Annotated in this window: 21 protein-coding genes and 1 riboswitch; of the genes, 7 read left to right on the top strand and 14 right to left on the bottom strand. The window is 70.7% G+C overall.

Going from position 1 to position 23,818, the window contains the following annotated elements; translation table 11 throughout:
• Positions 1-343: 343 nt before the first annotated feature.
• Both cyc1 and ACZ4W9_RS06540 read left to right on the top strand, forming a co-directional pair.
• Positions 344-1,429, top strand: a complete 1,086-nt coding sequence (cyc1, locus tag ACZ4W9_RS06545) for an epi-isozizaene synthase (protein ID WP_467933617.1) — start codon at positions 344-346, stop codon at positions 1,427-1,429.
• Positions 1,426-2,805: a bifunctional albaflavenone monooxygenase/terpene synthase gene (locus ACZ4W9_RS06540; RefSeq protein ID WP_467933616.1), complete on the top strand. Its 1,380-nt coding sequence runs from the start codon at positions 1,426-1,428 to the stop codon at positions 2,803-2,805. Before cyc1 ends, ACZ4W9_RS06540 begins: the two co-directional genes overlap by 4 nt.
• 67 nt (positions 2,806-2,872) lie before the next feature.
• Here the strand turns inward: ACZ4W9_RS06540 and ACZ4W9_RS06535 are convergent, their stop codons facing one another.
• From ACZ4W9_RS06535 to ACZ4W9_RS06505, 7 genes are all read right to left on the bottom strand, one after another.
• Positions 2,873-3,883: a ribonucleotide-diphosphate reductase subunit beta gene (locus tag ACZ4W9_RS06535; RefSeq protein ID WP_467933615.1), complete on the bottom strand. Its 1,011-nt coding sequence runs from the start codon at positions 3,881-3,883 to the stop codon at positions 2,873-2,875.
• Positions 3,883-6,255, bottom strand: a complete 2,373-nt coding sequence (locus ACZ4W9_RS06530) for a ribonucleoside-diphosphate reductase subunit alpha (RefSeq protein WP_467933613.1) — start codon at positions 6,253-6,255, stop codon at positions 3,883-3,885. Before ACZ4W9_RS06530 ends, ACZ4W9_RS06535 begins: the two co-directional genes overlap by 1 nt.
• A gap of 123 nt (positions 6,256-6,378) precedes the next feature.
• Positions 6,379-6,507: riboswitch (cobalamin riboswitch) on the bottom strand.
• A gap of 302 nt (positions 6,508-6,809) precedes the next feature.
• Positions 6,810-8,438: a monocarboxylate uptake permease MctP gene (gene mctP / locus ACZ4W9_RS06525; protein ID WP_467933612.1), complete on the bottom strand. Its 1,629-nt coding sequence runs from the start codon at positions 8,436-8,438 to the stop codon at positions 6,810-6,812.
• A complete protein-coding gene (locus ACZ4W9_RS06520; RefSeq protein ID WP_467933611.1) occupies positions 8,435-8,698 on the bottom strand; it encodes a DUF3311 domain-containing protein in 264 nt (87 codons plus the stop codon). The genes mctP and ACZ4W9_RS06520 overlap by 4 nt, the downstream gene beginning before the upstream one ends.
• A gap of 135 nt (positions 8,699-8,833) precedes the next feature.
• Positions 8,834-9,595, bottom strand: a complete 762-nt coding sequence (locus tag ACZ4W9_RS06515) for a GntR family transcriptional regulator (protein ID WP_467933609.1) — start codon at positions 9,593-9,595, stop codon at positions 8,834-8,836.
• A 472-nt stretch (positions 9,596-10,067) separates the two neighbouring features.
• Complete coding sequence (gene nagB, locus ACZ4W9_RS06510) at positions 10,068-10,853, bottom strand: glucosamine-6-phosphate deaminase (RefSeq protein ID WP_467933608.1); 786 nt, start codon at positions 10,851-10,853, stop codon at positions 10,068-10,070.
• A gap of 110 nt (positions 10,854-10,963) precedes the next feature.
• Positions 10,964-11,716, bottom strand: coding sequence for an SDR family oxidoreductase (locus tag ACZ4W9_RS06505; protein WP_467933607.1), 753 nt, complete (start codon positions 11,714-11,716; stop codon positions 10,964-10,966).
• Between the two features lie 93 nt (positions 11,717-11,809).
• Here ACZ4W9_RS06505 and ACZ4W9_RS06500 point away from each other — a divergent pair, with 93 nt between their 5' ends.
• Together ACZ4W9_RS06500 and ACZ4W9_RS06495 are read left to right on the top strand one after the other, a co-directional pair.
• A complete protein-coding gene (locus ACZ4W9_RS06500; RefSeq protein ID WP_467933606.1) occupies positions 11,810-12,442 on the top strand; it encodes a TetR/AcrR family transcriptional regulator in 633 nt (210 codons plus the stop codon).
• Positions 12,443-12,765: 323 nt separating this feature from the next.
• Positions 12,766-14,241, top strand: a complete 1,476-nt coding sequence (locus ACZ4W9_RS06495; protein ID WP_467933604.1) for a sensor histidine kinase — start codon at positions 12,766-12,768, stop codon at positions 14,239-14,241.
• 206 nt (positions 14,242-14,447) lie between these two features.
• On the opposite strand, the gene ACZ4W9_RS06490 is transcribed toward ACZ4W9_RS06495, so the two are convergent.
• Complete coding sequence (locus ACZ4W9_RS06490; protein WP_003992873.1) at positions 14,448-14,705, bottom strand: WhiB family transcriptional regulator; 258 nt, start codon at positions 14,703-14,705, stop codon at positions 14,448-14,450.
• A 321-nt stretch (positions 14,706-15,026) separates the two neighbouring features.
• On the bottom strand, positions 15,027-15,995 hold the full coding sequence (locus tag ACZ4W9_RS06485) for a diacylglycerol/lipid kinase family protein (protein WP_467933603.1): 969 nt from the start codon (positions 15,993-15,995) through the stop codon (positions 15,027-15,029).
• A gap of 146 nt (positions 15,996-16,141) precedes the next feature.
• On the opposite strand from ACZ4W9_RS06485, the gene ACZ4W9_RS06480 reads away from it, so the two are divergent.
• Positions 16,142-16,594 carry a hypothetical protein gene (locus ACZ4W9_RS06480; RefSeq protein ID WP_467933601.1) on the top strand — a complete coding sequence of 151 codons (453 nt, stop codon included), beginning with the start codon at positions 16,142-16,144 and terminating at the stop codon, positions 16,592-16,594.
• Positions 16,595-16,706: 112 nt separating this feature from the next.
• On the opposite strand, the gene ACZ4W9_RS06475 is transcribed toward ACZ4W9_RS06480, so the two are convergent.
• From ACZ4W9_RS06475 to ACZ4W9_RS06465, 3 genes are all read right to left on the bottom strand, one after another.
• The gene (locus ACZ4W9_RS06475) at positions 16,707-17,819 is read right to left on the bottom strand and encodes an RNA polymerase sigma factor SigF (RefSeq protein WP_467933600.1); all 1,113 of its coding nucleotides are present in this window, start codon (positions 17,817-17,819) and stop codon (positions 16,707-16,709) included.
• Between the two features lie 17 nt (positions 17,820-17,836).
• On the bottom strand, positions 17,837-18,253 hold the full coding sequence (locus ACZ4W9_RS06470; RefSeq protein WP_030609825.1) for an ATP-binding protein: 417 nt from the start codon (positions 18,251-18,253) through the stop codon (positions 17,837-17,839).
• Between the two features lie 279 nt (positions 18,254-18,532).
• The gene (locus ACZ4W9_RS06465; protein ID WP_467933599.1) at positions 18,533-18,793 is read right to left on the bottom strand and encodes a UBP-type zinc finger domain-containing protein; all 261 of its coding nucleotides are present in this window, start codon (positions 18,791-18,793) and stop codon (positions 18,533-18,535) included.
• A 61-nt stretch (positions 18,794-18,854) separates the two neighbouring features.
• On the opposite strand from ACZ4W9_RS06465, the gene ACZ4W9_RS06460 reads away from it, so the two are divergent.
• Complete coding sequence (locus tag ACZ4W9_RS06460; protein ID WP_467933598.1) at positions 18,855-20,438, top strand: Na+/H+ antiporter; 1,584 nt, start codon at positions 18,855-18,857, stop codon at positions 20,436-20,438.
• On the opposite strand, the gene ACZ4W9_RS06455 is transcribed toward ACZ4W9_RS06460, so the two are convergent.
• Positions 20,435-21,355, bottom strand: coding sequence for a 1-aminocyclopropane-1-carboxylate deaminase/D-cysteine desulfhydrase (locus tag ACZ4W9_RS06455; RefSeq protein ID WP_467933596.1), 921 nt, complete (start codon positions 21,353-21,355; stop codon positions 20,435-20,437). The two genes, ACZ4W9_RS06460 and ACZ4W9_RS06455, sit on opposite strands and share 4 nt — an antisense overlap.
• Before the next feature lie 98 nt (positions 21,356-21,453).
• A complete protein-coding gene (locus tag ACZ4W9_RS06450; protein WP_467933595.1) occupies positions 21,454-22,047 on the bottom strand; it encodes an N-acetylmuramoyl-L-alanine amidase in 594 nt (197 codons plus the stop codon).
• Between the two features lie 291 nt (positions 22,048-22,338).
• Between ACZ4W9_RS06450 and ACZ4W9_RS06445 the strand changes: the two genes are divergently transcribed.
• On the top strand, positions 22,339-23,745 hold the full coding sequence (locus tag ACZ4W9_RS06445) for a family 2B encapsulin nanocompartment shell protein (protein WP_467933594.1): 1,407 nt from the start codon (positions 22,339-22,341) through the stop codon (positions 23,743-23,745).
• The last annotated feature ends 73 nt before the right edge of the window (positions 23,746-23,818 follow it).

Below are 23,818 nucleotides of genomic sequence, written 5' to 3'. Positions count from 1 at the left end.
AAAAAAAAAATCCACGCCATCCGGGGGCAAAAAAGGCCGCCCCCCCCCCCGCCTGGGACGCCGCCGGGCGGGGGCCCCCCCGCCCCCCCCCCCCCCCCCCCGCCTTCGTGTCGCCGCCGTCCGCTCGTTCGCACGTCGTGTGCCCGTTTTGCCACGCCGCCCCGGTGCACCCCATTCGGTCAGGCAAGGGGGCTGTCGCGCCACTTTGGGGTGGTGAGTGGACCAAATCCGTTCCCACAACGGTCACTTGTGGTGCTGAATGTAAGTACGGGGATACGCAACGGCGCACACCCGGCACAAGGGGAGAGGTGTGCGCTCCTGGCGGCTGAGAGGGGTTTGTCCTGTGCAAGCTTTCCCGCACAGCACCACGGCGACGGCGACGGCGGTCGCAGTCCCGCCTTCGCTGGCACTCCCGGTGATCGAGTCCTCCTTTCCACGGCGACTGCACCCGTATTGGCCAAAGCTTCAGGAGAAGACGCGGCTGTGGCTGCTGGAAAAGCGGCTGATCCCGGCGGACAAGGTCGCGGAATATGCCGATGGACTGTGCTACACCGACCTCATGGCGGGCTACTACCTGGGTGCCCCGGACGAGGTCCTGCAGGCCATAGCCGACTACAGCGCCTGGTTCTTCGTCTGGGACGACCGACACGACCGCGACATCGTCCACGGCCGGGTCGCCGGCTGGCGACGGCTGCGCCACCGGCTGCACACGGCCCTGGACGCACCCCGGTCCCATCTGCACCACCCCGACCCCCTCGTTGCGGGCTTCGCGGAGAGCGTGCTGCGGCTGTACGGCTTCCTGCCGCACACCTGGAACCAGCGGTTCGCCCGGCACTTCCACGCCGTGATCGAGGCCTACGACCGGGAGTTCCGCAACCGGACCGAGGGACACATCCCCGCCGTCGACGAGTACCTCGCCCTGCGCCGGCTCACCTTCGCCCACTGGATATGGACCGATCTGCTGGAACTCGCCGCCGGATGTGAACTCCCGGAAACCGTCCGGAAAAATCCCGCATACCGCCGGGCGGCGCTGCTCAGCCAGGAATTCGCCGCCTGGTACAACGACCTCTGCTCACTGCCGAAGGAAATCGCCGGTGACGAGGTGCACAATCTCGGCATCAGCCTCGTCACCCATGCCGGGCTGACCCTCGAAGAAGCGGTGGACGACATCAGACGACGCACCGGGGAATGCGCCGTCGAATTCCTCGACGCCGAGCGGAACGCCCTCGTACTGGCCCGGCGGATCGACGACGGCACGGCACGCGGCAGGGAACTGGGCAATGCGGTCCGGACCTGCGTCGGCAATATGCGCAACTGGTTCAGCTCCGTCTACTGGTTCCACCACGAGTCCGGCCGGTACAGGGTCGACAGCTGGGACGACCGTGCCACGCCCCCGTACGTCACGAACGAAGCGGCAGGTGAGAAATGACCGTCGAGTCGGTGAAGCCCCAGGCCCCCGCCCACCCCGGCACGTCCCCGCTCGGTGAACCGTCCCTGGCCGGCGGAGCCCTGCCCGTCCTCGGACACGGACCGAGACTGGTCCGCGATCCGCTCGCCTTCATGTCCGCGCTGCGCGAGCACGGCGACGTCGTACGCCTGAGACTCGGGCCCAAGACGGTGTACGCCGTCACCACACCGGAACTCACCGGGGCCCTGGCCCTCAGCCCCGACTTCAGGATCGACGGCCCGCTGTGGGAGTCCCTGGAGGGACTGCTCGGCAAGGAGGGCGTGGCCACCGCGAACGGCCCCCGGCACCGCCGGCAGCGGCGCACCATCCAGCCCGCGTTCCGGCTCGACGCGATCCCGGCCTACGGCGCGGTGATGGAGGAGGAGGCGCACGCCCTGACCGAGCGCTGGCAGCCCGGCCGGACCATCGACTGCACCATCGAGTCCTTCCGCGTCGCCGTCCGCGTCGCCGCCCGCTGCCTGCTGCGCGGCGACTACATGGACGAGCGCGCGGAACGGCTCAGCGCCGACCTCGCCACCGTCTTCCGCGGCATGTACCGCAGGATGGTGATCCCGCTCGGGCCGCTGTACCGGCTGCCCTTCCCGGCCAACCGCGCGTTCAACCGGGCGCTGGCCGACCTGCACCTGCTGGTGGACGAGATCGTCGCCGAGCGCCGGGCGTCCGGGCGGAGGCCCGACGATCTGCTGACGGCATTGCTGGAGGCGAAGGACGACAAGGGCGACCCCATCGGGGAACAGGAGATCCACGACCAGGTCGTCGCGATACTCACGCCCGGCAGCGAGACAGTGGCCTCCACGATCATGTGGTTGCTCCAGCTCCTCGCCGAACACCCGGAACACGCCGAGAAGGTACGGGCCGAGGTCGAATCCGTGACCGGTGGCCGACCGGTCGGATTCGAGCATGTCCGCTCACTTACGCACACCAACAATGTCGTCGTCGAGGCCATGCGCCTGCGGCCCGCCGTGTGGATCCTGACCCGGCGCGCGGTGACGGACACCGCCCTCGGCGGCTACCGCATTCCGGCCGGGGCCGACATCGTCTACAGCCCGTACGCGATCCAGCGCGACGGCCGCTCCTACGACCGCCACCTCGACTTCGACCCCGACCGCTGGCTGCCCGAGCGGGCCAAGGACGTGCCCAAGTACGCCATGAGCCCGTTCAGCGTGGGCAACCGCAAGTGCCCGAGCGACCACTTCTCCATGGCGCAGCTGAGCCTGATCACCGCGGCGGTCTCGGCGAAGTACCGCTTCGAGCCGGCCGCCGGCTCGGACGACACCACCCGCGTGGGCATCACGCTGCGCCCGCACCACCTGCTGCTGCGCGCGAGGCCCTGGTAGGCCGCCCGGTGCCGGCGTGCGCTCAGGCGGCCTAGGGGCCCCGGAACGCGCGCCGGCAGGGGAGGGATCAGAAGTCCTCGTCGAGGTCGACGGTGCCTTCCACGGCGACCTGGTAGGCGGAGGGCCGGCGCTCGAAGAAGTTGGTGAGTTCCTGGACGCCCTGGAGTTCCATGAAGGAGAAGGGGTTCTCGGAGCCGTAGAGCGGGGCGAAGCCGAGGCGGGTGAGGCGCTGGTCGGCGACGCATTCGAGGTATTGCCGCATGGACTGGGTGTTCATGCCGGGCAGGCCGTCGCCGCACAGGTCGCGGGCGAACTGGAGTTCGGCGGTGACGGCTTCTTCGAGCATGTCGGTGACCTGCTGCCGGAGCTGGTCGTCGAAGAGGTCGGGCTCTTCCTTGCGGACGGTGTCGACGACGTCGAAGGCGAAGCTCATGTGCATGGTCTCGTCGCGGAAGACCCAGTTGGTGCCGGTGGCCAGGCCGTGCAGGAGGCCGCGGCTGCGGAACCAGTAGACGTAGGCGAAGGCGCCGTAGAAGAAGAGTCCCTCGATGCAGGCGGCGAAGCAGATGAGGTTGAGCAGGAAGCGGCGCCGGTCGGCCTTGCTTTCCAGGCGGTCGATCTTTTCGACTTCGTCGATCCACTTGAAGCAGAATTCGGCTTTTTCGCGGATGGAGGGGATGTTCTCGACGGCGGCGAAGGCGGCGGCGCGGTCGTCGGGATCGGGGAGGTAGGTGTCCAGGAGGGTCAGGTAGAACTGGACGTGGACGGCTTCCTCGAAGAGCTGGCGCGAGAGATACAGGCGTGCTTCGGGGGAGTTGATGTGTTTGTAGAGGGTGAGGACGAGGTTGTTGGCGACGATGGAGTCGCCGGTGGCGAAGAAGGCGACGAGGCGGCCGATGAGGTGCTGTTCCTCGGGGGTCAGCTTGGCGAGGTCGGCGACGTCGGAGTGGAGGTCGACCTCTTCGACGGTCCAGGTGTTCTTGATGGCGTCCCGGTAGCGTTCGTAGAAGTCGGGGTAGCGCATGGGGCGCAGGGTGAGTTCGAAGCCGGGGTCGAGCAGGTGCGTGTTGCGGGTCATTACTGGCAGGCCTCGCAGGACTCGGGGTTTTCCAGGGAGCAGGCGACCGCCTCGGGGTCCGCGGCGGTCTGCTGTGCGGGGAGGGTGGGCTGTGCCTGGGCGGCGCGGGCGATGCGGGTCGCGGGCCGCGAGCGCAGGTAGTACGTGGTCTTCAAGCCCGATTTCCAGGCATAGGCGTACATCGAGGAGAGCTTGCCGATGGTCGGCGTCTCCAGGAACAGGTTCAGCGACTGGGCCTGGTCCAGGTACGGGGTGCGGGCGGCGGCCATGTCGATCAGGCCGCGCTGGGGGATCTCCCAGGCGGTGCGGTAGAGGGTGCGGACGTCCTCGGGGATCCACTGGAAGTCCTGGACGGAGCCGTTGGCCTCGCGCAGGGCCTCGCGGGTGCGGGCGTCCCAGACACCGAGGTCCTTGAGATCCTGCACGAGGTAGGAGTTGACCTGGAGGAACTCCCCGGACAGGGTCTCGCGCTTGAACAGGTTGGACACCTGCGGCTCGATGCACTCGTACACACCCGCGATGGACGCGATGGTGGCCGTCGGCGCGATCGCCAGCAGCAGCGAGTTGCGCATGCCCGTCTTCGCGATGCGCTCGCGGAGGGCGTCCCAGCGCTCGGGCCAGGTGAACTCGACGCCGTAGTGGTCGGGGTGCAGCACGCCCCGGGCCGTGCGGGTCTTCTCCCAGGCGGGCAGGGGGCCGTCGCGCTCGGCGAGGTCGGCGGAGGTCTCGTACGCGGCGAGCATGATCCGCTCGGCGATCCGCGTGGACAGCGCCTTGGCCTCGGCCGAGTCGAATGGCAGCCGCAGCTTGAAGAACACGTCCTGGAGGCCCATCGCGCCCAGCCCGACGGGCCGCCACTTCGCGTTCGAGCGTCCCGCCTGTTCGGTGGGGTAGTAGTTGATGTCCACGACGCGGTCGAGAAAGGTGACCGCGGTGCGGACGGTGGTGTCCAGGCGGTCCCAGTCGATGTCGCCGTCGCGGACGAAGGCGCCGAGGTTGACGGAGCCGAGGTTGCAGACGGCTGTCTCGCCGTCGTTGGTGACTTCCAGGATCTCGGTGCAGAGGTTGGAGGAGTGGATGACGTTGCCGGGTTCGGCGGTCTGGTTGGCGGTGCGGTTGGCGGCGTCCTTGAAGGTCATCCAGCCGTTGCCGGTCTGGGCCAGGGTGCGCATCATGCGCCCGTACAGTTCGCGGGCGGGCAGGGTCTTCCTGGCGAGGCCGGCGGCTTCGGCCTTGCGGTAGGCGGTGTCGAAGTCCTCGCCCCACAGGTCGGTGAGTTCGGGGACGTCGGCGGGGGAGAAGAGGGACCACTGGGCGTCGGCGCTGACGCGGCGCATGAACTCGTCGGGGATCCAGTGGGCGAGGTTGAGGTTGTGGGTGCGGCGGGCGTCCTCGCCGGTGTTGTCGCGCAGTTCGAGGAATTCCTCGATGTCGCAGTGCCAGGTCTCCAGGTAGACGGCGGCGGCGCCCTTGCGCCGGCCGCCCTGGTTCACGGCGGCGACCGAGGCGTCCAGGGTCTTCAGGAACGGCACGATCCCGTTGGAGTGCCCGTTCGTCCCCCGGATCAGCGAACCCCGCGAGCGGACACGGGAGTACGACAGCCCGATGCCGCCGGCGTGCTTCGACAGCCGGGCCACCTGGTGGTAGCGGTCGTAGATGGAGTCCAGCTCGTCCAGCGGGGAGTCCAGCAGATAGCAGGACGACATCTGGGGGTGCCGGGTGCCGGAGTTGAACAGGGTGGGGGAGGAGGGCAGGTAGTCCAGGCGGCTCATCAGGCCGTAGAGGGAGGCGACCTCGTCCAGGGAGCGGACCGTGTCGTCCTCGGCCAGCCCGCTCGCCACGCGCAGCATGAAGTGCTGGGGCGTCTCGATGACCTTGCGGGTGATCGGGTGGCGCAGCAGATAGCGGCTGTGCAGGGTGCGCAGGCCGAAGTAGCCGAAGCGGTCGTCGGCGCCCTCCGCGACGGCCGACTCCACCAGCGCGTCCAGCTGTTCGGCGTGGGCGCGCACGAACGCGGCGGTGCGGTCGGCGACCAGGCCCTCGCGGTGGCCCACCGTGATCGACCCGGTGAAGGAGGTCACGTCCTGGGAGGCGGCCTCGGCCCGGATCGCGAGGGTGAGCAGCCGGGCGGCGAGCCTGGAGTAGGCGGGGTCCTCGGCGATCAGGCCGGCGGCGGCCTCCGTGGCCAGCTCGCGCAGCTCCGCCTCGTCGGCCCGCGCGGACCGGCCGCGCAGCGCGGCGGCGGCGACCCGGCCGGGGTCGGCGTCGGGCAGGTCGGCCGTCAGCTCGGACAGGGTCCGCAGCAGGGCGGCACCGGGACCGTCGGTCTCCGGTGCGCTGACCGAAGCCGGGTCGGCTGGCGCGATGGTCACGTGGGGGTCTCCCTCGCTCGGCACGGGGCCTGGCGGAGGGCAGGGGCGACCACGAGCGCGCACGGCGTCGCGTCCGCCGGCCCATTCCACGAGGCCCGGACGTCGGAACACACCCGGACCGGAAGGCCGGGTGGGCCGTCGGCAGGTCTTCGGACTGGACAGGCGCGCGGACACGCGAGTCACACCGTTGCGGGACAGTTCCGGATTCGCACCGGATTCCCCTGCGACGACAGCGAGGACGAGCATACATCTAGTGCCGGGCTGTCCCGTCACCCCCAGATGTTGTGTCGCCCCCGCTCCGGAGGGTCAGCGGACGGGCGGGGAGCGTGAGGCCGGGGCGGTGGGGGGAGCGGATTCCGGCGTCCGCGGGGACCGGCGCGGGTGACATCGCCGGGCGGCGCGACGCCGTGCCGGGCAAGGCGGACCGCGGTGCCGGGTCCGGCGGGAGGGTCCGGCGGGAGGGTCCGGCGGACGGGCGGGGCGGGCGGGTACGGCGACGGGCCGCCGGAGAGCGTGCTTCCGGCGGCCCGTCGCGCGGGGGTGGGCCCGGTGCCTCAGTGGCCGGCGCCGGCCGTGGCAGGCGGCAGCTCCACCTGGACTCCCGGGTCGCCGGAGTCCGCCGTGTAGTCCTCCGGCTTGGTCTCGTCGATGCCCTCCGGCGCCTTCACGGCCTTCAGGACGACCGTGAGGACCACGGTGACCAGGACGTTCAGCACGAACGCCGTCAGGCCGATGTAGCCGATCTCACCGATGCCGGGGATCTCCTTCGCGGAGCCGCCGAAGTGCTTCTGCGTCGGCGAGGCCACCCCGTACGCGGCGACCGTGCCGTAGACCATGCCGACCGCCCAGCCGGCCAGCAGCGCCCAGCGGTGGAACCACCGCGTGAACAGGCCGCCCACCAGCGCCGGGAACGTCTGCAGGATCCAGATGCCGCCCAGCAGCTGGAAGTTGATGGCGACGGTCTTGTCCATCGTGAGCACGAAGACCAGGGCGCCGACCTTCACCAGCAGGGAGACCAGCTTGGAGACCTTGGTCTCCTGCGCGGCCGTCGCGTTCGGCTTGATGAAGTCCTTGTAGATGTTCCGGGTGAACAGGTTGGCCGCCGCGATGGACATGATCGCCGCCGGGACCAGCGCGCCGATGCCGATCGCCGCGAACGCCACGCCCGTGAACCAGTCCGGGAACATGTCCTCGAACAACTGCGGGATGGCGAGCTGGCCGTTGGAGACCTTCACCCCGGCCGCGATCGCCATGAAGCCCAGCAGCGCCAGCAGTCCCAGCATCAGGGAGTACAGCGGCAGGATCGTGGTGTTGCGGCGGATCACCTCACGGCTCCGCGACGACAGGGTCGCGGTGATCGAGTGCGGGTACATGAACAGCGCGAGCGCCGAGCCGAGCGCCAGCGTGGCGTACGTCCACTGGCCCGCCTCCGGTGGCGTCACCGCCCCGCGCGGCTTGCCGGTGGCCGGGTTGACCTGGCCGAACGCGTGGCCCGCCTTGGCGAAGATGTCGTCGAACCCGCCCAGCTTGATCGGGATGTAGATGATCGCCACCACGATGACGATGTAGATCAGCGCGTCCTTGACGAACGCGATCAGCGCGGGGGCGCGCAGGCCCGAGGAGTAGGTGTAGGCCGCCAGCACACCGAAGGCGATGAGCAGCGGCAGGTCCTTCACGAACCAGTTGGTGTCCTCGCCGCCGCCGACGCCCATCACGTCCAGCACCGCCTGGATGCCGACCAGCTGGAGCGCGATGTACGGCATCGTCGCCAGGATGCCGGTCACGGCCACCGCGAGCGACAGCCCCTTCGAACCGAACCGGCCGCGCACGAAGTCGGAGGTGGTGACGTAGCCGTGGCGGTGCGAGACCGACCACAGGCGGGGCAGGAACGTGAAGATCATCGGGTACACGAGGATCGTGTACGGCACCGCGAAGAAGCCGGACGCGCCCGCCGCGTAGATCGCCGCCGGCACGGCGACGAAGGTGTACGCCGTGTACAGGTCACCACCGAGCAGGAACCAGGTGATCCAGGTGCCGAACGACCGTCCGCCCAGGCCCCATTCGTCCAGGGAGTGCTCGTTCTCGGCCCTGCGCCAGCGCGCGGCCAGGAAGCCCATGACCGTGACGGCCAGGAAGAAGAAGATGAAGACGCCGAGCGCGACTCCGTTGACACCGTCCTTCACTTCGCCGCACCCCCGTTCGCTTCCTTGCGGGCGCGCTGGTCACGCTGCCAGAGCTTGTACGCCAGCATGGTGAGCACGGTGGAGACCAGCACCCAGAGCATCTGGTACCAGTAGAAGAACGGGATCCCGATGAGCGTGGGGTCGGTCTTGGCGTACGAGCCGACCCACAGCATCGCCACGAAGGGCGCGACGAGACACAGGGCGATGATCACCCTTCCCGGTGTCACCACCGGTGGTCTCACTTCAGGCGTTTCGGACATGCCACGGCTCCGTCCCCTCGTTGATCACCTGTGCAATGAGCAGGAAATCTAGGTGACTGTGTCATGACAGCGGAAGCCCTAGTCCGCATATCGGTATATCGATTCAGCGAACGTGTACGGCCGATGACCCGGTGGTTACTCCACCGGGCGCTTCAGCCGGGCGACGAACTTGTACCGGTCGCCGCGGTAGACCGACCGCACCCACTCCACCGGCTTGCCCTGGAGGTCCAGCGAGTGGCGGGAGAGCATCAGCATCGGCAGGCCCACGTCGGTGCCGAGCAGACCGGCCTCGCGGGGGGTGGCCAGGGAGGTCTCGATGGTCTCCTCGGCCTCGGCGAGGTGGACGTCGTAGACCTCGGCGAGCGCGGTGTACAGCGAGGTGTACTTCACCAGCGAGCGCCGCAGGGCGGGGAAGCGCTTGGCCGACAGATGGGTGGTCTCGATCGCCATCGGCTCGCCGTTGGCCATGCGCAGCCGCTCGATGCGCAGCACACGGCCGCCGGCGGTGATGTCGAGCAGCTCGGCCAGCCGGTCGTCCGCGGTGATGTACCCGATGTCCAGCAGCTGCGAGGTCGGCTCCAGGCCCTGGGCCCGCATGTCCTCGGTGTAGGAGGTGAGCTGGAGCGCCTGGGAGACCTTGGGCTTGGCGACGAAGGTGCCCTTGCCCTGGATGCGTTCGAGCCGGCCCTCCACGACCAGCTCCTGCAGGGCCTGGCGCACGGTGGTCCGGGAGGTGTCGAACTCGGCGGCCAGGGTGCGCTCGGGCGGGACCGGCGTGCCCGGCGCCTGCGTCTCCGTCATGTCGAGCAGATGCTTCTTCAAGCGGTAGTACTTGGGCACGCGCGCGGTACGGGTGATGCCTGCCTCGTTCTCCGCACTGCTGACGTCGGTGCTCATGCTCTGCCTTCCCGGCTCCGGATGCCGAAAGCGACCGACATCCCATCGGCCACGGCTCACATCGTGGCACGGGTTGCCGTGCCGGCACTCCACCCGCACGCTCCGTGATCCCCTCTGTATACCGCCGCACCCGCTGTTGGTCTAGTCCATCCCCCGGGGAGCCGCGCGACCGCCGGCGGAACGGAGGGGCGGAAAGGGGCGGCGGGGCCGAGGGCACGGGCGAGCCTCGGCCGGCAGGTTCGGTGCGCGGGGGAGCGGCGGGGCGAGGGCGGCGAGGGCACGGTCCGGCCGGGGGCGCCCGGCGCGGTCCGGCCGCGGCCGGCCGGACCGCCGGCGCGCCCGCCCAGCCGGTCACCGGGGGGGACCCGTCCGGCCTGGGCCGCACCCGGCCCCTTCGGTCCGCGCACGTCTTCCGGCCGTGGGGGACTCGCTCCCTCGCGGCCCGGCCCGGACCCCCGGCCGGTGATCCCTGTCAGATCCCCTGCCACTCCGGCTTGTTGGCGTAGGTGTGGCGGAAGTAGTCGGCCAGCTTCAGCTTGGACGCGGCGGCCTCGTCGACGACCACCGTGGCGTGCGGGTGGAGCTGGAGCGCGGAGGCGGGGCAGACCGCGGCGACCGGGCCCTCGACGGTCGCGGCGACCGCGTCCGCCTTGCCCTCGCCGGTCGCCAGCAGCACCAGGTGCCGGGCCTCCAGGATCGTCCCGATGCCCTGGGTGATGACGTGGTGCGGGACCTGCTCGATGTCACCGTCGAAGAAACGCGCGTTGTCGATCCGGGTCTGCTCGGTCAGCGTCTTGATCCGGGTGCGCGAGGCGAGCGAGGAGCAGGGCTCGTTGAACCCGATGTGCCCGTCGGTCCCGATGCCGAGCAGCTGGAGGTCCACCCCGCCGGCCTCGGCGAGCACCCGGTCGTACGCCTCGCACGCCGCCTGGACGTCCTCCGCCGTGCCGTCCGGCCCCATGAACGCGTCCATCCCTATGCCCAGCGGCTCCAGCACCTCACGGCGCAGCACCGAGCGGTAGGACTCGGGGTGGTCCGCGGGCAGCCCCACGTACTCGTCGAGCTGCGCGATCCGCGCCCTGGAGGCGTCCACGGCGCCGGAGCGCACCTTGGCGGTCAGCGCCTGGTAGATGGGCAGCGGAGTGGAGCCGGTGGCCACGCCGAGCAGGGCGTCGGGCTTGCGTCGCAGCAGCTGGGCCATGGCCTCGGCGATCAGCTCGCCGCCCGCCGCGGCGTCCGGAACGATGACAACTTCCACGCTGGGCCTGCCGTTCTGAAGTGGGCTCTGTGCTCTCTATGTGGTTTAGACCAATCTAACAGAGGCGGGGTCCCGAGGCGCGGAAGAAGCGGGGAAGGTCCGGGAAACTCTCAGTTGAGGGAGCCCCCCGTCGCGTCCAGCCAGTGACCGGTCACCCAGCGCCCGTCCTCCGAGACCAGGAAGGCCACGGCATCGGCCACGTCCGCCGGCGTTCCCACCCGTCCCAGCGCCGAATAGGAGGCGGCGCCCTGCCACGCCTCGTCGCTGGCGCGCAGCCAAGGGGCGTTGACGTCGGTGTCGATGATCCCGGGCGCCACCGAGTTCACCGTGATCCCGCGGGGGCCGAGCAGCTTGGACAGGTCCCGGGTGAAGACGTCCAGCGCCGCCTTGGTCATGGAATAGGTCATGAGGTGGGGCATCGCGGCGGCCCGCGCCAGGCCGGACGATATGTTCACCACCCGCCCGCCGTCGCGCAGCCGGTCCGCACCGAGCCGGGTCAGGAAGAACGGGGCCTTCACGTTCACCGCGAACAGCCGGTCGTACTCCTCTTCCTTGATCTCCTCGAAAGAGCCCGCGGTGCCGATGCCCGCGTTGTGCACCAGGATGTCCAGCCCGTCCGCGTGCCGGTCGAACTCCTCCCACAGCCGCTCCGCGTCCCCGGGCGTGCCCAGCTCCACGCCGATCGCGAACGCCGAGCCGCCCGCCGCCTCGATCGCGGCCACGGTCTCCTCGGCCGCCTTCGCGTTGGTGCCGTAGTGCACCGCCACCCGCGCCCCGTCGCGCCCCAGCCGCTCGGCGATGCCCCGCCCGATGCCCCGGCTCGCCCCCGTGACCAGCGCCGTCTTTCCCGTCAGCGCACCCATGGCCGTCCCTCCAGATTTGTCTAGCGGTCGTTACAAAAAAACGGTACACCACCCCGCCGACAATTTTCTAGGGCTCGCTATAAAATGGTGTCCATGGCGACGGTGCAGGACGCACAGGCGAAGAGCGGCGGCGCGGGCCGGACGCGGGGCAGGCCGCGCTCCTTCGACCGGGCCACGGCACTGGAGAAGGCGCTGATGGCCTTCTGGGAGCGGGGGTACGAGGCCACCTCGGTCTCCGATCTCACCCGTGTCATGGGCATCGGCGCCCCCAGCCTGTACGCGGCCTTCGGGGATAAGCGGTCCCTCTTCGACGAGGTCGTCCGCGTCTACGCCGGCGGTCACGGTGCCTTCGCCGACCGCGCCCTCGCCGAGGAGCCCACGGCCCGCGAGGGCGTCGCACGCGTGCTGCGCGAGGCCGCCGCCCAGTACACCGATCCGGCCCATCCCCACGGCTGCATGATCATCCATGCCGCCATCAACTGCACCAACCCCGAGGTGGAGGCGCTGCTGCGCGAGCGGCGCAACGCCAACATCGCGGCCCTGGAGTCCCGGATCCGGACGGACGTCGCGGCCGGGCTGCTGCCGGCCGGCACCGACGCCGCCGCCCTCGCCCGGCATGCCGGCGCCATGCTCCAGGGCATGTCCCAGCAGGCCCGCGACGGCGCACGCCGGGAGGAACTGGAAGCACTCGCGGAAATTGCCATGGCCATCTGGCCCCACGACTGACCCGGGCGGGCTAGGCTGCGTGGCATCGCGTGCCACGGCCTCCGCGGTATGGACGCCTTCCGCGCCATGGACACGCCGTCGTGGTCTAGTCCAGAATCGAACAACGAGCCTCCGTCTTCCCCGCACAGGAAGGCGGACCGAGGATCCGGTGCTCTCTGCCCTGACTGCCCCGGCTCCTCGACCTTCGGCCGACCGGGACCGCACACCCCACGGCCGTTGATGCTCCGGGCTGCGGTGTCGGTGAGGGTTGAGGGTCCCTTCCAGGCGCCGCGGCCCGCGGGTGTTTTTCCGGCCATCGCGAGGCCCCGGGTACGCTCGCACACGTGCCCTCCATGAACGAACTCGTACGCCAGCACACCGCCCTGGACGACTCCGACCTCGAGTGGCTGCACCTGCTGGTCTCGGAGTGGCAGCTGCTCTCCGACCTCTCCTTCGCCGACCTGGTGCTCTGGGTCCCCACCCGGGACGGCACGCGGTACGTCTCGGTGGCCCAGATGCGGCCCAACACCGGCCCGACCTCGTACCAGGACGACATGGTCGGCCACTTGGTTCCGCGCGGCCGGCGGCCCATGCTGGACGCGGCGCTGGACGAGGGCCGGATCGTGCGCGAGGGCGATCCGGAGTGGCGCGAGGAGGTCCCCGTACGGGTCGAGTCCATCCCGGTACGGCGGGAGGGCCGCGTCCTCGGCGTGATCGCCCGGAACACCAACCTGCTCACCGTGCGCACCCCGAGCCGCCTGGAGCTGACCTACCTCCAGAGCGCCTCCGACCTCGCGCAGATGATCGCGGCCGGATCCTTCCCGTTCCCCGGCCAGCAGGTCGACATGGACGCCTCCCCGCGCGTCGGCGACGGCCTCATCCGGCTGGACGCGGACGGCGTCGTCCAGTACGCCTCCCCGAACGCCCTGTCCGCCTACCACCGGCTCGGCCTCGCCGCCGATCTGGTCGGTCACCACCTCGGGCAGACCACCGCCGAACTGGCCCCCACCCGCGGCCCGGTGGACGAGGCGCTGGCCAAGGTGGCCAGCGGCTGGGCCCCGCGCGAGTTCGAGATCGAGGCGCACGACGGCGTCATCCAGTTCCGGGCCATCCCGCTCAAGCCCAAGGGCACCCGCATCGGTTCGCTGGTGCTGCTCCGGGACGTCACCGAACTGCGGCGCCGAGAGCGCGAGTTGATCACCAAGGACGCCACCATCCGGGAGATCCACCACCGAGTGAAGAACAACCTCCAGACGGTCGCGGCCCTGCTGCGGCTCCAGGCCCGGCGCATCGAGTCCGAGCGCGGCCGGGAGGCCCTGGAGGAGGCGGTCCGCCGGGTCGGCTCCATCGCCATCGTGCACGAGACGCTGTCGCAGAACCTGGACGAGCGGGTGGAGTTCGACGACATCGCGGACCGGGTGCTGGCCATGGTCGCCGAGATCTCGCCGGGCAAGGTGACCGGCCGCCGCACCGGGCGGTTCGGCATACTCGACGCCGAGGTCGCCACCCCGCTGTCCATGGTCCTCACCGAGATCCTGCAGAACGCCCTGGAACACGGCTTCCGCGAGGGCGACACCGGCACGGTCGAGGTCTCCGCGGTGCGCGGGGGCACCACCAAGGAGGCCAGGCTCCTGGTCACCGTCCAGGACGACGGCGTCGGTCTGCCCGAGGGCTTCGACCCGCACCGCTCGGGAAACCTCGGTCTGCAGATCGTACGGACGCTGGTGGAGGGCGAGTTGGGCGGATCCTTCGACATGGTGCCGGCGGCCGGGCGGGGCACCCGGGTGATCCTCGACATCCCCGTGCGGGCCCAGAAGTAGGCACCGCCCTGGCCGGCGACTGCGCCGAGGACGCCCCGAGCACAGCAAAAAGCCCCGGACCGCCATTGGTCCGAGGCTGATGCTCGTTGCTGCTCTGCTTGTATCGCTAAGCGCTCCGGGGGAACTGCGCGCTGCGGCTCGGGGGCGGGAGATGCGTACGTGCTGTGCGCGCCGCCAAGCTCAGGCTGTCAGCAGGGGTGGGTATGTCAGGCGGAGGCCTGACGGGCCCGGTTGCGGGCGGCGCGGCGCTTCATGGCACGGCGCTCGTCCTCGCTGAGACCACCCCAGACGCCGGAGTCCTGGCCGGACTCAAGCGCCCACTGCAGACACTGCTCGATCACCGGGCAGCGACGGCAGACGGCCTTGGCTTCCTCGATCTGCAGCAGCGCAGGACCGGTGTTGCCGATGGGGAAGAAGAGCTCGGGGTCTTCCTCGCGGCAAACGGCGTTGTGACGCCAGTCCATGGCTGCTACCTCTCCTTGGTATTACGTGCAGGTTGCTTGTGAATGTGAACGCTTTCACGAATCCCCCAACAAGTGAAGGGCCGACCGCCGAGTTCACACCCGGCGTGGTCCTTGGTTTGAAGAGGGGTTCCGGTGATCAGTGGAGGCCGGTGTTGCGGGCCGTCCCGATCGCCACGTAGAGACTCGCAAACCTCGGCGACGGATACAACCCCTTCCGGAAAGTTTTTTTTGATTCCTCGGTGTCGACTAGGTCACAGCCGTACTTCCATGGGGTGGATGCTGGCCTAAACGTTCGAGTGAAAGGACTTTTGCCCGTTCCGCTCACACAATCACACGCAGTGCACGGCGTACGCCTGTGAACGTCACGCTCGTACGCAGCCCGAGGTGGTCGCCGTCCATCTGGAGGGGCAGCGGGACCTTCGAATGCAAGGTGAACTGATCCAGATCATGGAGGGAGAACGCATGCTTGCCGTGCGGTCCGCGCTCGGGGGACGAAGTGAGCAACTGGGTGCCATACCGGGCAACCGCGGCCGTCGACAGACGGCTGAGACCCAGGACGTCGATGCCGGTGTCGAACGACGCCTTGGGTGACGTGTACATGGGGCGGTTGCCGAGATACGTCCACGGGGACGTGTTCGAGACTATGGCGACGACGAGATCCTCGACGGGATCCGCGCCGGGCCGTTCGAGGGTGATCGTGCCGTTCCGGCGGTTCGGCTCGCCCAGGAACTGCCGGACCACCTGCCGGACGTACAGGGCGTGCGTCGACTTCTTCCCGCGCTCGCGCTGCTGCTCGACCCGGCCCACCACGCCCGCGTCGAAGCCGAGCCCGGCGTTGAAGGTGAACCAGCGGGCCGGCACCGCCTCGTCCTCGCTGCCCGGCGGCCCCGACGTCAGCCCGAGCCCGACGATCCGCTCGGTGCCGTCGCGCAGCGCGTCCAGCAGTGCGCCGGTGGCCTCGACGGGATCGTTGGGCAGGCCCAGCGCCCGGGCGAAGACGTTCGTGGACCCGCCGGGGACGACGGCCAGACCGGGCAGGTGCTCCGGGTCCGGGCCGGCGTGCAGGAGGCCGTTGACGACCTCGTTGACCGTGCCGTCGCCGCCGAGCGCCACCACCAGGTCGATGTCGTCGCTCTCCGCCGCCTGCCGGCCGAGGTCGCGGGCGTGGCCGCGGTACTCGGTGGTGACCGCCTCCAGCTTCATCTCGCTCGCCAGTGCGTGGATGAGCACATCACGTCTGCGTGCGCTTGTGGTGGTAGCCGCCGGATTGACCACGAGAAGTGCACGCATGCATGGCAGCGTACCTACTGGGGGGTATTCGGCCCAGACCGAGGTAGGGGTCCGGTAAGAAGCGGAGGCGTGAGCCTGGCCACGCCCGCCGGGCGCGTCCCGCCGGGTGCCGGGCCGCCGCCGGGCGCGACGGCTACCCTTCAGGGGTGAGCAGTCAGCAGAACCCCGCCCCCGCCACCGCCGAGCCGGCCGCGACCGGGGGACCCCGTCCGCGCCGGCTGACGTACGCGGCGGTGCTGGCCGCGCTGGAGGGCGCCGTGCTGGTGGCCGGAGGCCTGTGGGTGCTCGTCCGCGGGGTCACGGGCGAACCGGACGACCGCCAGCAGGCCGTGACCCTCGGCATCACCCTGATCGTGCTGGCGCTGCTGCCGCTGCTCGCCGCGCGCGGGCTGCTGCTGCGGCGCGGCTGGAGCCGTGGACCCGCGGTGATCACCCAGCTCATGGCGCTCCCAGTGGCCTACAGCCTGGTCCAGGCCGACAGCATGGCCATCCCGGCCGGTGTCGCCTTGGCCGCGGTCGCCGTCGCCGCGCTGGTGCTCCTCGTCAACGGCGAGACGACCCGGGCCCTCGGGATCAAGGGGCCGGGCCGGGGCGAGTAGGAACCGCCGGCAGGGCGCACGGGGCAGGGCCCACAGGGCAGGCCGGGGGGATCCACGGGGGCGGGGACCGCGCAGCCGGTGAGGGTTCACCGCGCCGGGCGGGTGGCCGGGCTCACTCCTCCACGAGGAGCTTCTCCCGCAACTGGGCCAGGGTGCGGGCCAGCAGCCGGGAGACGTGCATCTGGGAGATGCCGACCTCCTGCGCGATCTGCGACTGGGTCATGTTCCCGAAGAAGCGCAGCAGCAGGATCCGTTTCTCGCGCGGCGGCAGATCCTCCAGCAGGGGCTTGAGGGACTCGCGGTACTCCACGCCCTCCAGCGCCTCGTCCTCCGCGCCCAGGGTGTCGGCGACCGCCGGCGACTCGTCGTCCGTGTCGGGGACGTCCAGGGACAGCGTGGAGTACGCGTTCGCCGACTCCAGGCCCTCCAGGACCTCCTCCTCCGAGATGGCCAGCTTCTCGGCCAGCTCGTGCACGGTCGGGGACCGGCCGTGCAGCTGGGACAGCTCGGCCGTCGCGGTGGTCAGCGAGAGCCGCAGCTCCTGGAGCCGGCGCGGCACGCGGACCGCCCAGCCCTTGTCGCGGAAGTGCCGCTTGATCTCGCCGACGACGGTCGGGGTGGCGTACGTGGAGAACTCCACCCCGCGCTCGGGGTCGAACCGGTCGACGGACTTGATCAGACCGATCGTGGCGACCTGGGTGAGGTCGTCCAGCGGCTCGCCGCGGTTGCGGAAGCGGCGCGCCAGGTGCTCCACGAGCGGCAGGTGCATACGGACGAGCTGATTGCGCAGCTCCGCGTACTGGGGGCTGCCGTCGGGCAGCGAGCGCAGCTGGACGAACAGGGCCCGTGCCCCGCTGCGGTCCTGGGCGTCGTGGTGCACGGCTCGCACGGGCTCCGTGTCCGGCGCGTCGTCCTCGGCGTGTCGCTCGTGCTCGCTCATCGTCCCGCCCGTACCCCTTCCACGAGCCCTCGCCCCCGCGCGGACGGTGGACGCGGCGCCGTCGCGTGCCGTCGGCGGCGTGCCCTGTCCGGCAGCGTCACCGTCGGCCCGCGCGGAGCCGCCCTCCGGGTGGGACCTGGCCTGCTCGGGGATGCCGTCGATGCCGTCCGCCATGCGCCGGGATCCCTCCCGGGGGTCGGCCCCGGAGGTCTCGGCGTCACCCGACCAGGGGGCTCCCCCGTCCCCGGTCGGCAGCTCCCGTGTGCCGCGCTCTTCGTCCCGCACCGGCCCGTCCCCGTTCCTCACGCCGGCCCGGGGCCGACGCCACGCTGTTTGTAGAGACTGATCGACACCGTCTTGTCCTCGTCCACGGCGGACGAGACCTTGCCCGCGAGGGCCGACAGCACGGTCCAGGCGAACGTGTCCCGCGAGGGGGCATGGCCGTCCGTGGTCGGCGCCGACACCGTCACTTCCAGCGAGTCGTCGACGAGGCGGAAGACACAGCTGAGCACCGAGCCGGGCACGGCCTGCTGGAGCAGGATCGCGCAGGCCTCGTCCACGGCGATGCGCAGATCCTCGATTTCGTCCAGGGTGAAGTCCAAGCGGGCCGCCAGACCGGCCGTGGCCGTCCGCAGCACCGACAGGTAGGCACCCGCAGCCGGCAGCCGGACTTCCACGAAGTCCTGGTTCGCCGCGGGCTCGCCTGCGATCTGGGACACCCTCACCTCCATGGTGGTACAAGCTTTACGGGGGCCGAGAGTCGCCCCCCGGGGTAACGCGTACGTGATTCAAGCGGTGACGCTATCGCGCTCCGAACATTCCTGTCCCCGGGACCCCAACCCCCTGGTGTCACTCACAGTAAAGCTCCGGATACGCTCCGTGTCTAGAGGGTGAGTGGGCCCAAATGGGAAGAGCGCGCGCCGGATTGACGTACCCAGACGTCAGACGCTCGAACCGTCGTGCGGAAGCCGCCACAAGCAGTGTCACACGAGCGCGGGTCATACGAGCACGTGGTCCACGAAGCACCACCGCCAGTCCTCGCCGGGTTCGAAGGTCCGCATCACCGGATGCCCGGTGCGCGCGTAGTGCTCCGTCGCGTGCCGTCCCGGCGAGGAGTCGCAGCAGCCGACATGACCGCAGGTGAGGCACAGCCGCAGCTGCACCGGGTGGGTGCCGTCCCGCAGGCACTCCGGGCACGTCCCGGCGAGCGGATCCGGTTCCGGGTGCGGCAGCGCGTCGGCGTGCGTGCACTGTTTCATGATTGCCAGATTACGACTTGTGTGCGGATGACCGCGCGGAAAAAGAGGGTGGGCGAGGACCTTGGACGTAATGCCCCTGCTGTTGCTGGTGGCGGGCAGCGCGGCGGTGGCCGCGGCCGCCCGGCGCACCCCCGCGCCGGCTCCGCTGCTGCTGGTCGCCGTCGGCCTCGCGGTCTCCTACATCCCCGGCGTGCCGTCGTACACCCTGGATCCGCATGTCGTCCTGCCGCTGCTGCTGCCCCCGCTGCTGTACACCTCGGCGAGCGACAGTTCCTACCTCGACCTGCGGGCGCAACTGCGGCCGGTGGCGCTGCTCTCGGTCGGCTACGTCCTCTTCGCGACCGTCGTCGTCGGCTGGGCCGCCTACGCGATCGTCCCCGGGCTGCCGCTGCCCGCCGCGCTGGTGCTGGGCGCGGTGGTGGCGCCCCCGGACGCGGTGGCCGCCACGGCGGTCGCGCGCCGGGTCGGCCTGCCCTCCCGGATCACCACGATCCTCCAGGGCGAGTCCCTGCTGAACGACGCCACCGCGATCACCGCCTACAAGGTGGCGCTCGGCGCCGCCGTCGGCGAGGGCGCCACCTGGGCGGGCGGCATCGGCGAGTTCGCGCTCGCCGCGGTCGGCGGGGTCGGGATCGGTCTGGTCCTCATGGCGCCCCTGCACTGGCTGCGCACCCACCTCACCGAACCCCTGCTGCAGAACACGCTGTCGCTGCTGATCCCGTTCGTCGCCTACGGGGTCGCCGAGCAGGCGCACGCCTCCGGTGTGCTCGCCGTCGTGGTCGTCGCCCTCTACCTCGGCCACCGCGCCTGGGAGGTCGACTTCGCCACCCGGCTCCAGGAGGAGGCGGTGTGGAAGATGGTCGCCTTCGTCCTGGAGTCGGCGGTGTTCGCCCTGATCGGCCTCCAGTTGCCGATCGTCCTCAAGCGGCTCGGGGAGTACGAGGGTCCCGCCGCGGCGTGGTACGCGGTCGCCGTCTTCCTGGTCGTCGTGGTGGCCCGGTTCGTCTGGGTCTACCCGGCCACCTTCCTGCCCCGGCTGCTGTCGGCGCGGATCCGCGCGCGGGAGGAGAACCCCGCCTGGCGGGGCGCGATGGTCACCTCGTGGGCGGGCATGCGCGGGGTGGTGTCCCTGGCCATCGCCTTCGCCATCCCGTCGACCATGGCCGACGGCCCCCGCAACCTGATCCTCTTCCTGACCTTCACCACCGTCATCGGCACGCTCGTGGTGCAGGGCGTGACACTGCCGCCGCTCATCCGCCTGCTGAGGTTCCCCGGCCGCGACCGGCAGGCCGAGACCCTCGCCGAGGCCAACGCCCAGGCGCAGGCCTCACGGGCCGCCGAGGCCCGGCTCGACGACCTCCTCTCCGACGAGCGCAACGCGCTGCCGCCGCCGCTGGTCGACCGGCTGCGGATCGTCCTGGAGCGCCGCCGCAACGCCGTCTGGGAGCGGCTCGGCCAGGTCAACCCGGTCACCGGCGAGTCCGTGGACGACACCTACCGCCGGCTGTCCCGGGAGATGATCAGCGCCGAACGCGAGGTCTTCGTCCGGCTCCGCGACCACCGCCACATCGACGACGAGATGCTGCGCGCCCTGCTCCGGCGCCTGGACCTGGAGGAGGCGGCCGCCTTCAGGGAGGCCGGTTAGCGTTCCGGCCCGGTCGCCGCGGGCTCCGGGAACGGCCGCCCGGTGACGACGGCGGCGATCGTGCTCCCGCGCGCGAAGGCGCCCTCGTCGGCGAGGGCGACAAGTCCGTACAGCAACTTGGCGACATAGAGACGTTCCACCGGCAGCCCGTGCCGCTGCTCGAAGTCACGGGCGAAAGCCTCCAGTTCGGGCGTCGTGCGCGCGTACCCGCCGCAGTGGAAGCGGTCGTCCAGGGACCAGTCGCCGGTACGGGCGCCGAAGGCACGTTCCTGCAGGGCCTGTACGTCGGCTTCCAGGAAGCCGCCCTTCAGGACCGGTATGCCGAGCGCACGCTCCCCGGCCGCCAGACCGGCGGCGAGACCGGCGAGGGTGCCGCCGGTGCCGCACGCGACCGCGACGACCCCGGCCCGGCCGCACAGCTCCGCGCCCAGCGCCCGGCAGCCGCGCACCGCCTCGGCGTTGCTGCCGCCCTCGGGCACGACGTACGCCCCCTCGGCGCCGGCCGCGCGCAGGATCCCGGCCAGGGTCTCCGGCTCGGTTTTGCGGCGGTACGTCGATCTGTCGACGAAGTGCAGCCGCATGCCGTCGGCCGCGCACCGGGCCAGGGACGGGTTGAGCGGGCGGCCGGCCAGCTCCTGGCCGCGCACCACGCCCGTGGTGGGCAGGCCCAGCAGCCGGCCGGCGGCGGCGGTGGCCCGCAGGTGGTTGGAGTAGGCCCCGCCGAAGGTGACCAGGGGCCGGCCGCCGGCCGCCGCGATGTTCGGCACCAGCTTGCGCCACTTGTTGCCGACGAGGTGGGGGTGGACGAGATCGTCCCGCTTGAGCAGCAGCCGGAGCCCACGGCGTTCGAACCGGCCGTCCCGCACCTCCTGGAGGGGCGAGGGAAGGCGGGGAGCGAGCGGGACGGGGCTGGTCACGGCTCCATTGTCGCCGGGGCGGGTGGCCGGGCGCACCCGCCTTCGGCCCGGCGGCACGGGGAGCGGCGGCGGACCCGCGGCCGGCGCGCCCCCGGGTGCTAGTCCTTCAGCCGTTCCCGCACCCGCTGCCTGAGCGAGCGCATCGTGAACCCCCGTGGATCCACCTTCCCCGGCTGCCACTCCAGGTGGCCGATGACCGACCGTTGCGTCCAGCCGTGGCGGCGGCACAGCGCCGCGGACGCCCGGACGATCGCCTCCAACTGCTCGTCCGGCCACGGGTCCTCCCCGTCGCCGAGGTTCTCGCACTCGAAGCCGTAGAAGTGCCGGTTGCCGTCGGTGTTCGCCTCGTTGTCCGGCGGCAGCCCCTTCTCCGCGATCACCGCCCGCAGCACCTCGTCGTCGCCGAGCCCGGCGTGGTTGGTGCGGCCGTAGCCGACCAGGTGGACCCGGCCGTCCTTGGTGATCACGCCGTGGCACAGCGGGCCCGGCAGGTCCGGGTGGCCGTCGCGGCACAGCTCCACCGTCCGCTCGCTGCCCTGGGTCACCGTGTGGTGGATCATCACACCGTGCACGGGCCCCCAGGGGCCCTTGTGGTCCCGGTTGTGTTCCGGCCAGTCGCCGACCTCGACGACCGTCACGCCCTCGTCCCGGAGCGCGTCCAGGAATTCGCTCGCCGACATGGGTGGGGCCATGCCCGACTCCTTCGTGCCGTGCCCGTCCGGCCACGCGGCCGGATGTCCTGCCTGCTTCTACCGAAACCGGACGACCCGGAACACATCGTTCGTACGGTGTGCGAGCCGATCCGGACAGCGGCGGAAGCCGTGGGAGCCGGAGCGAAGTCCCTCTTTGTGCCCAGTAATCCGATGATCCATTCCCGCTCTTTCGGGTAATGGCGCGGACACACCGCGTGCTGGGAGGGTCGGACGTGAGACCGGTGCCCGGTGCACTGCGGCACCGGGCATACATGGGAGGGCAATTACTTTATGTCGGTAGGCGAAGAGGTCCGCACCGATCCGGACAGGCCGCAGCAGTCCCTCGGGACGGCGGCAGCGCGGAACCTGGCCACCACGACCAAGTCCGTTCCGCAGATGCAGGAGATCAGCTCCCGCTGGCTGCTGCGCACGCTTCCCTGGGTCGACGTCCGGGGCGGCACCTACCGGGTGAACCGGCGGCTGACCTACTCCGTCGGCGACGGCCGCATCACCTTCGTGAAGACCGGGGACCAGGTCGAGGTCATCCCGAACGAATTGGGCGAGCTGCCGGCCCTGCGGTCGTACGAGGACGAGGAGGTGCTCACGGAACTGGCCCGGCGCTGCCGGCAGCGCGAGATCGCGCCCGGTGAGGTGATCGCCGACTTCGGCCACCGGACCGACGAGGTGTACCTGCTCGCCCACGGCCGGGTGGAGAAGGTCGGCACGGGTCCCTACGGCGACGACGCCGTCCTCGGGGTCCTCGCCGACGGCGCCTACTTCGGCGACCAGGCGCTGCTCGACCCGGAGGCCATCTGGGAGTACACCGTCCGCGCGGACACCGCGACCACGGTGCTGGTCCTCAGCCGGCAGGACTTCCAGCAGGTCGCGGAGCGCTCCGACTCGCTGCGCGCCCACCTCGAACGGCTGCGCTCGATCCCCCGGCAGCGGACCAACAGGTACGGCGAGAAGGAGGTCGAGCTGGCGGCCGGCCACTCCGGTGAGCCCGACATCCCGCACACCTTCGTGGACTACGAGCCGCGGCCCCGCGAGTACGAACTGAGCATCGCCCAGACCGTCCTGCGCATCCACTCGCGCGTGGCCGACCTCTACAACCAGCCGATGAACCAGACCGAGCAGCAGCTGCGGCTCACGGTCGAGGCGCTGAAGGAGCGCCAGGAACACGAGCTGATCAACAACCCCGGGTTCGGTCTGCTCAGCAACTGCGAGTACGACCAGCGGATCCAGCCGCACGACGGTGCGCCCAGCCCCGACGACCTGGACGAGCTGCTCAGCCGCCGCCGGGGCACCAAGCTGTTTCTGGCCCACCCGCGCGCGATCGCCGCGTTCGGCCGCGAGCTGAACAAGCGGGGCCTGGTCCCGGAGACGATCGACATCGGGGGCCATCGCATCCCCACCTGGCGCGGGGTGCCGATCTACCCGAGCAACAAGATCCCGATCAGCGCGGCCCGTACGACCTCCATCATCGCCATGCGTACCGGCGAGTCCGAGCAGGGCGTGATCGGTCTGCGGCAGTCCGGCATCCCGGACGAGATCGAACCGAGCCTGTCCGTGCGCTTCATGGGCATCAACGAACAGGCGATCATCAAGTACCTGGTGACGGCGTACTACTCGGCCGCCGTTCTGGTGCCCGACGCGCTCGGTGTCCTGGAGAACGTCGAGATCGGCCGGTGGAGGTGACGTTTCCGCACGTAGCGGCCGTGTCTCCGGCCGCCGGGACGGGTAGGCCCTCGGGGAACGCGTCCGGGCGGCC

This window comes from Streptomyces sp. NPDC029296 (genome assembly GCF_055569255.1).
Note: the sequence above shows the minus strand (reverse complement) of the source record. Positions and strands in the feature narration are given on the sequence as shown.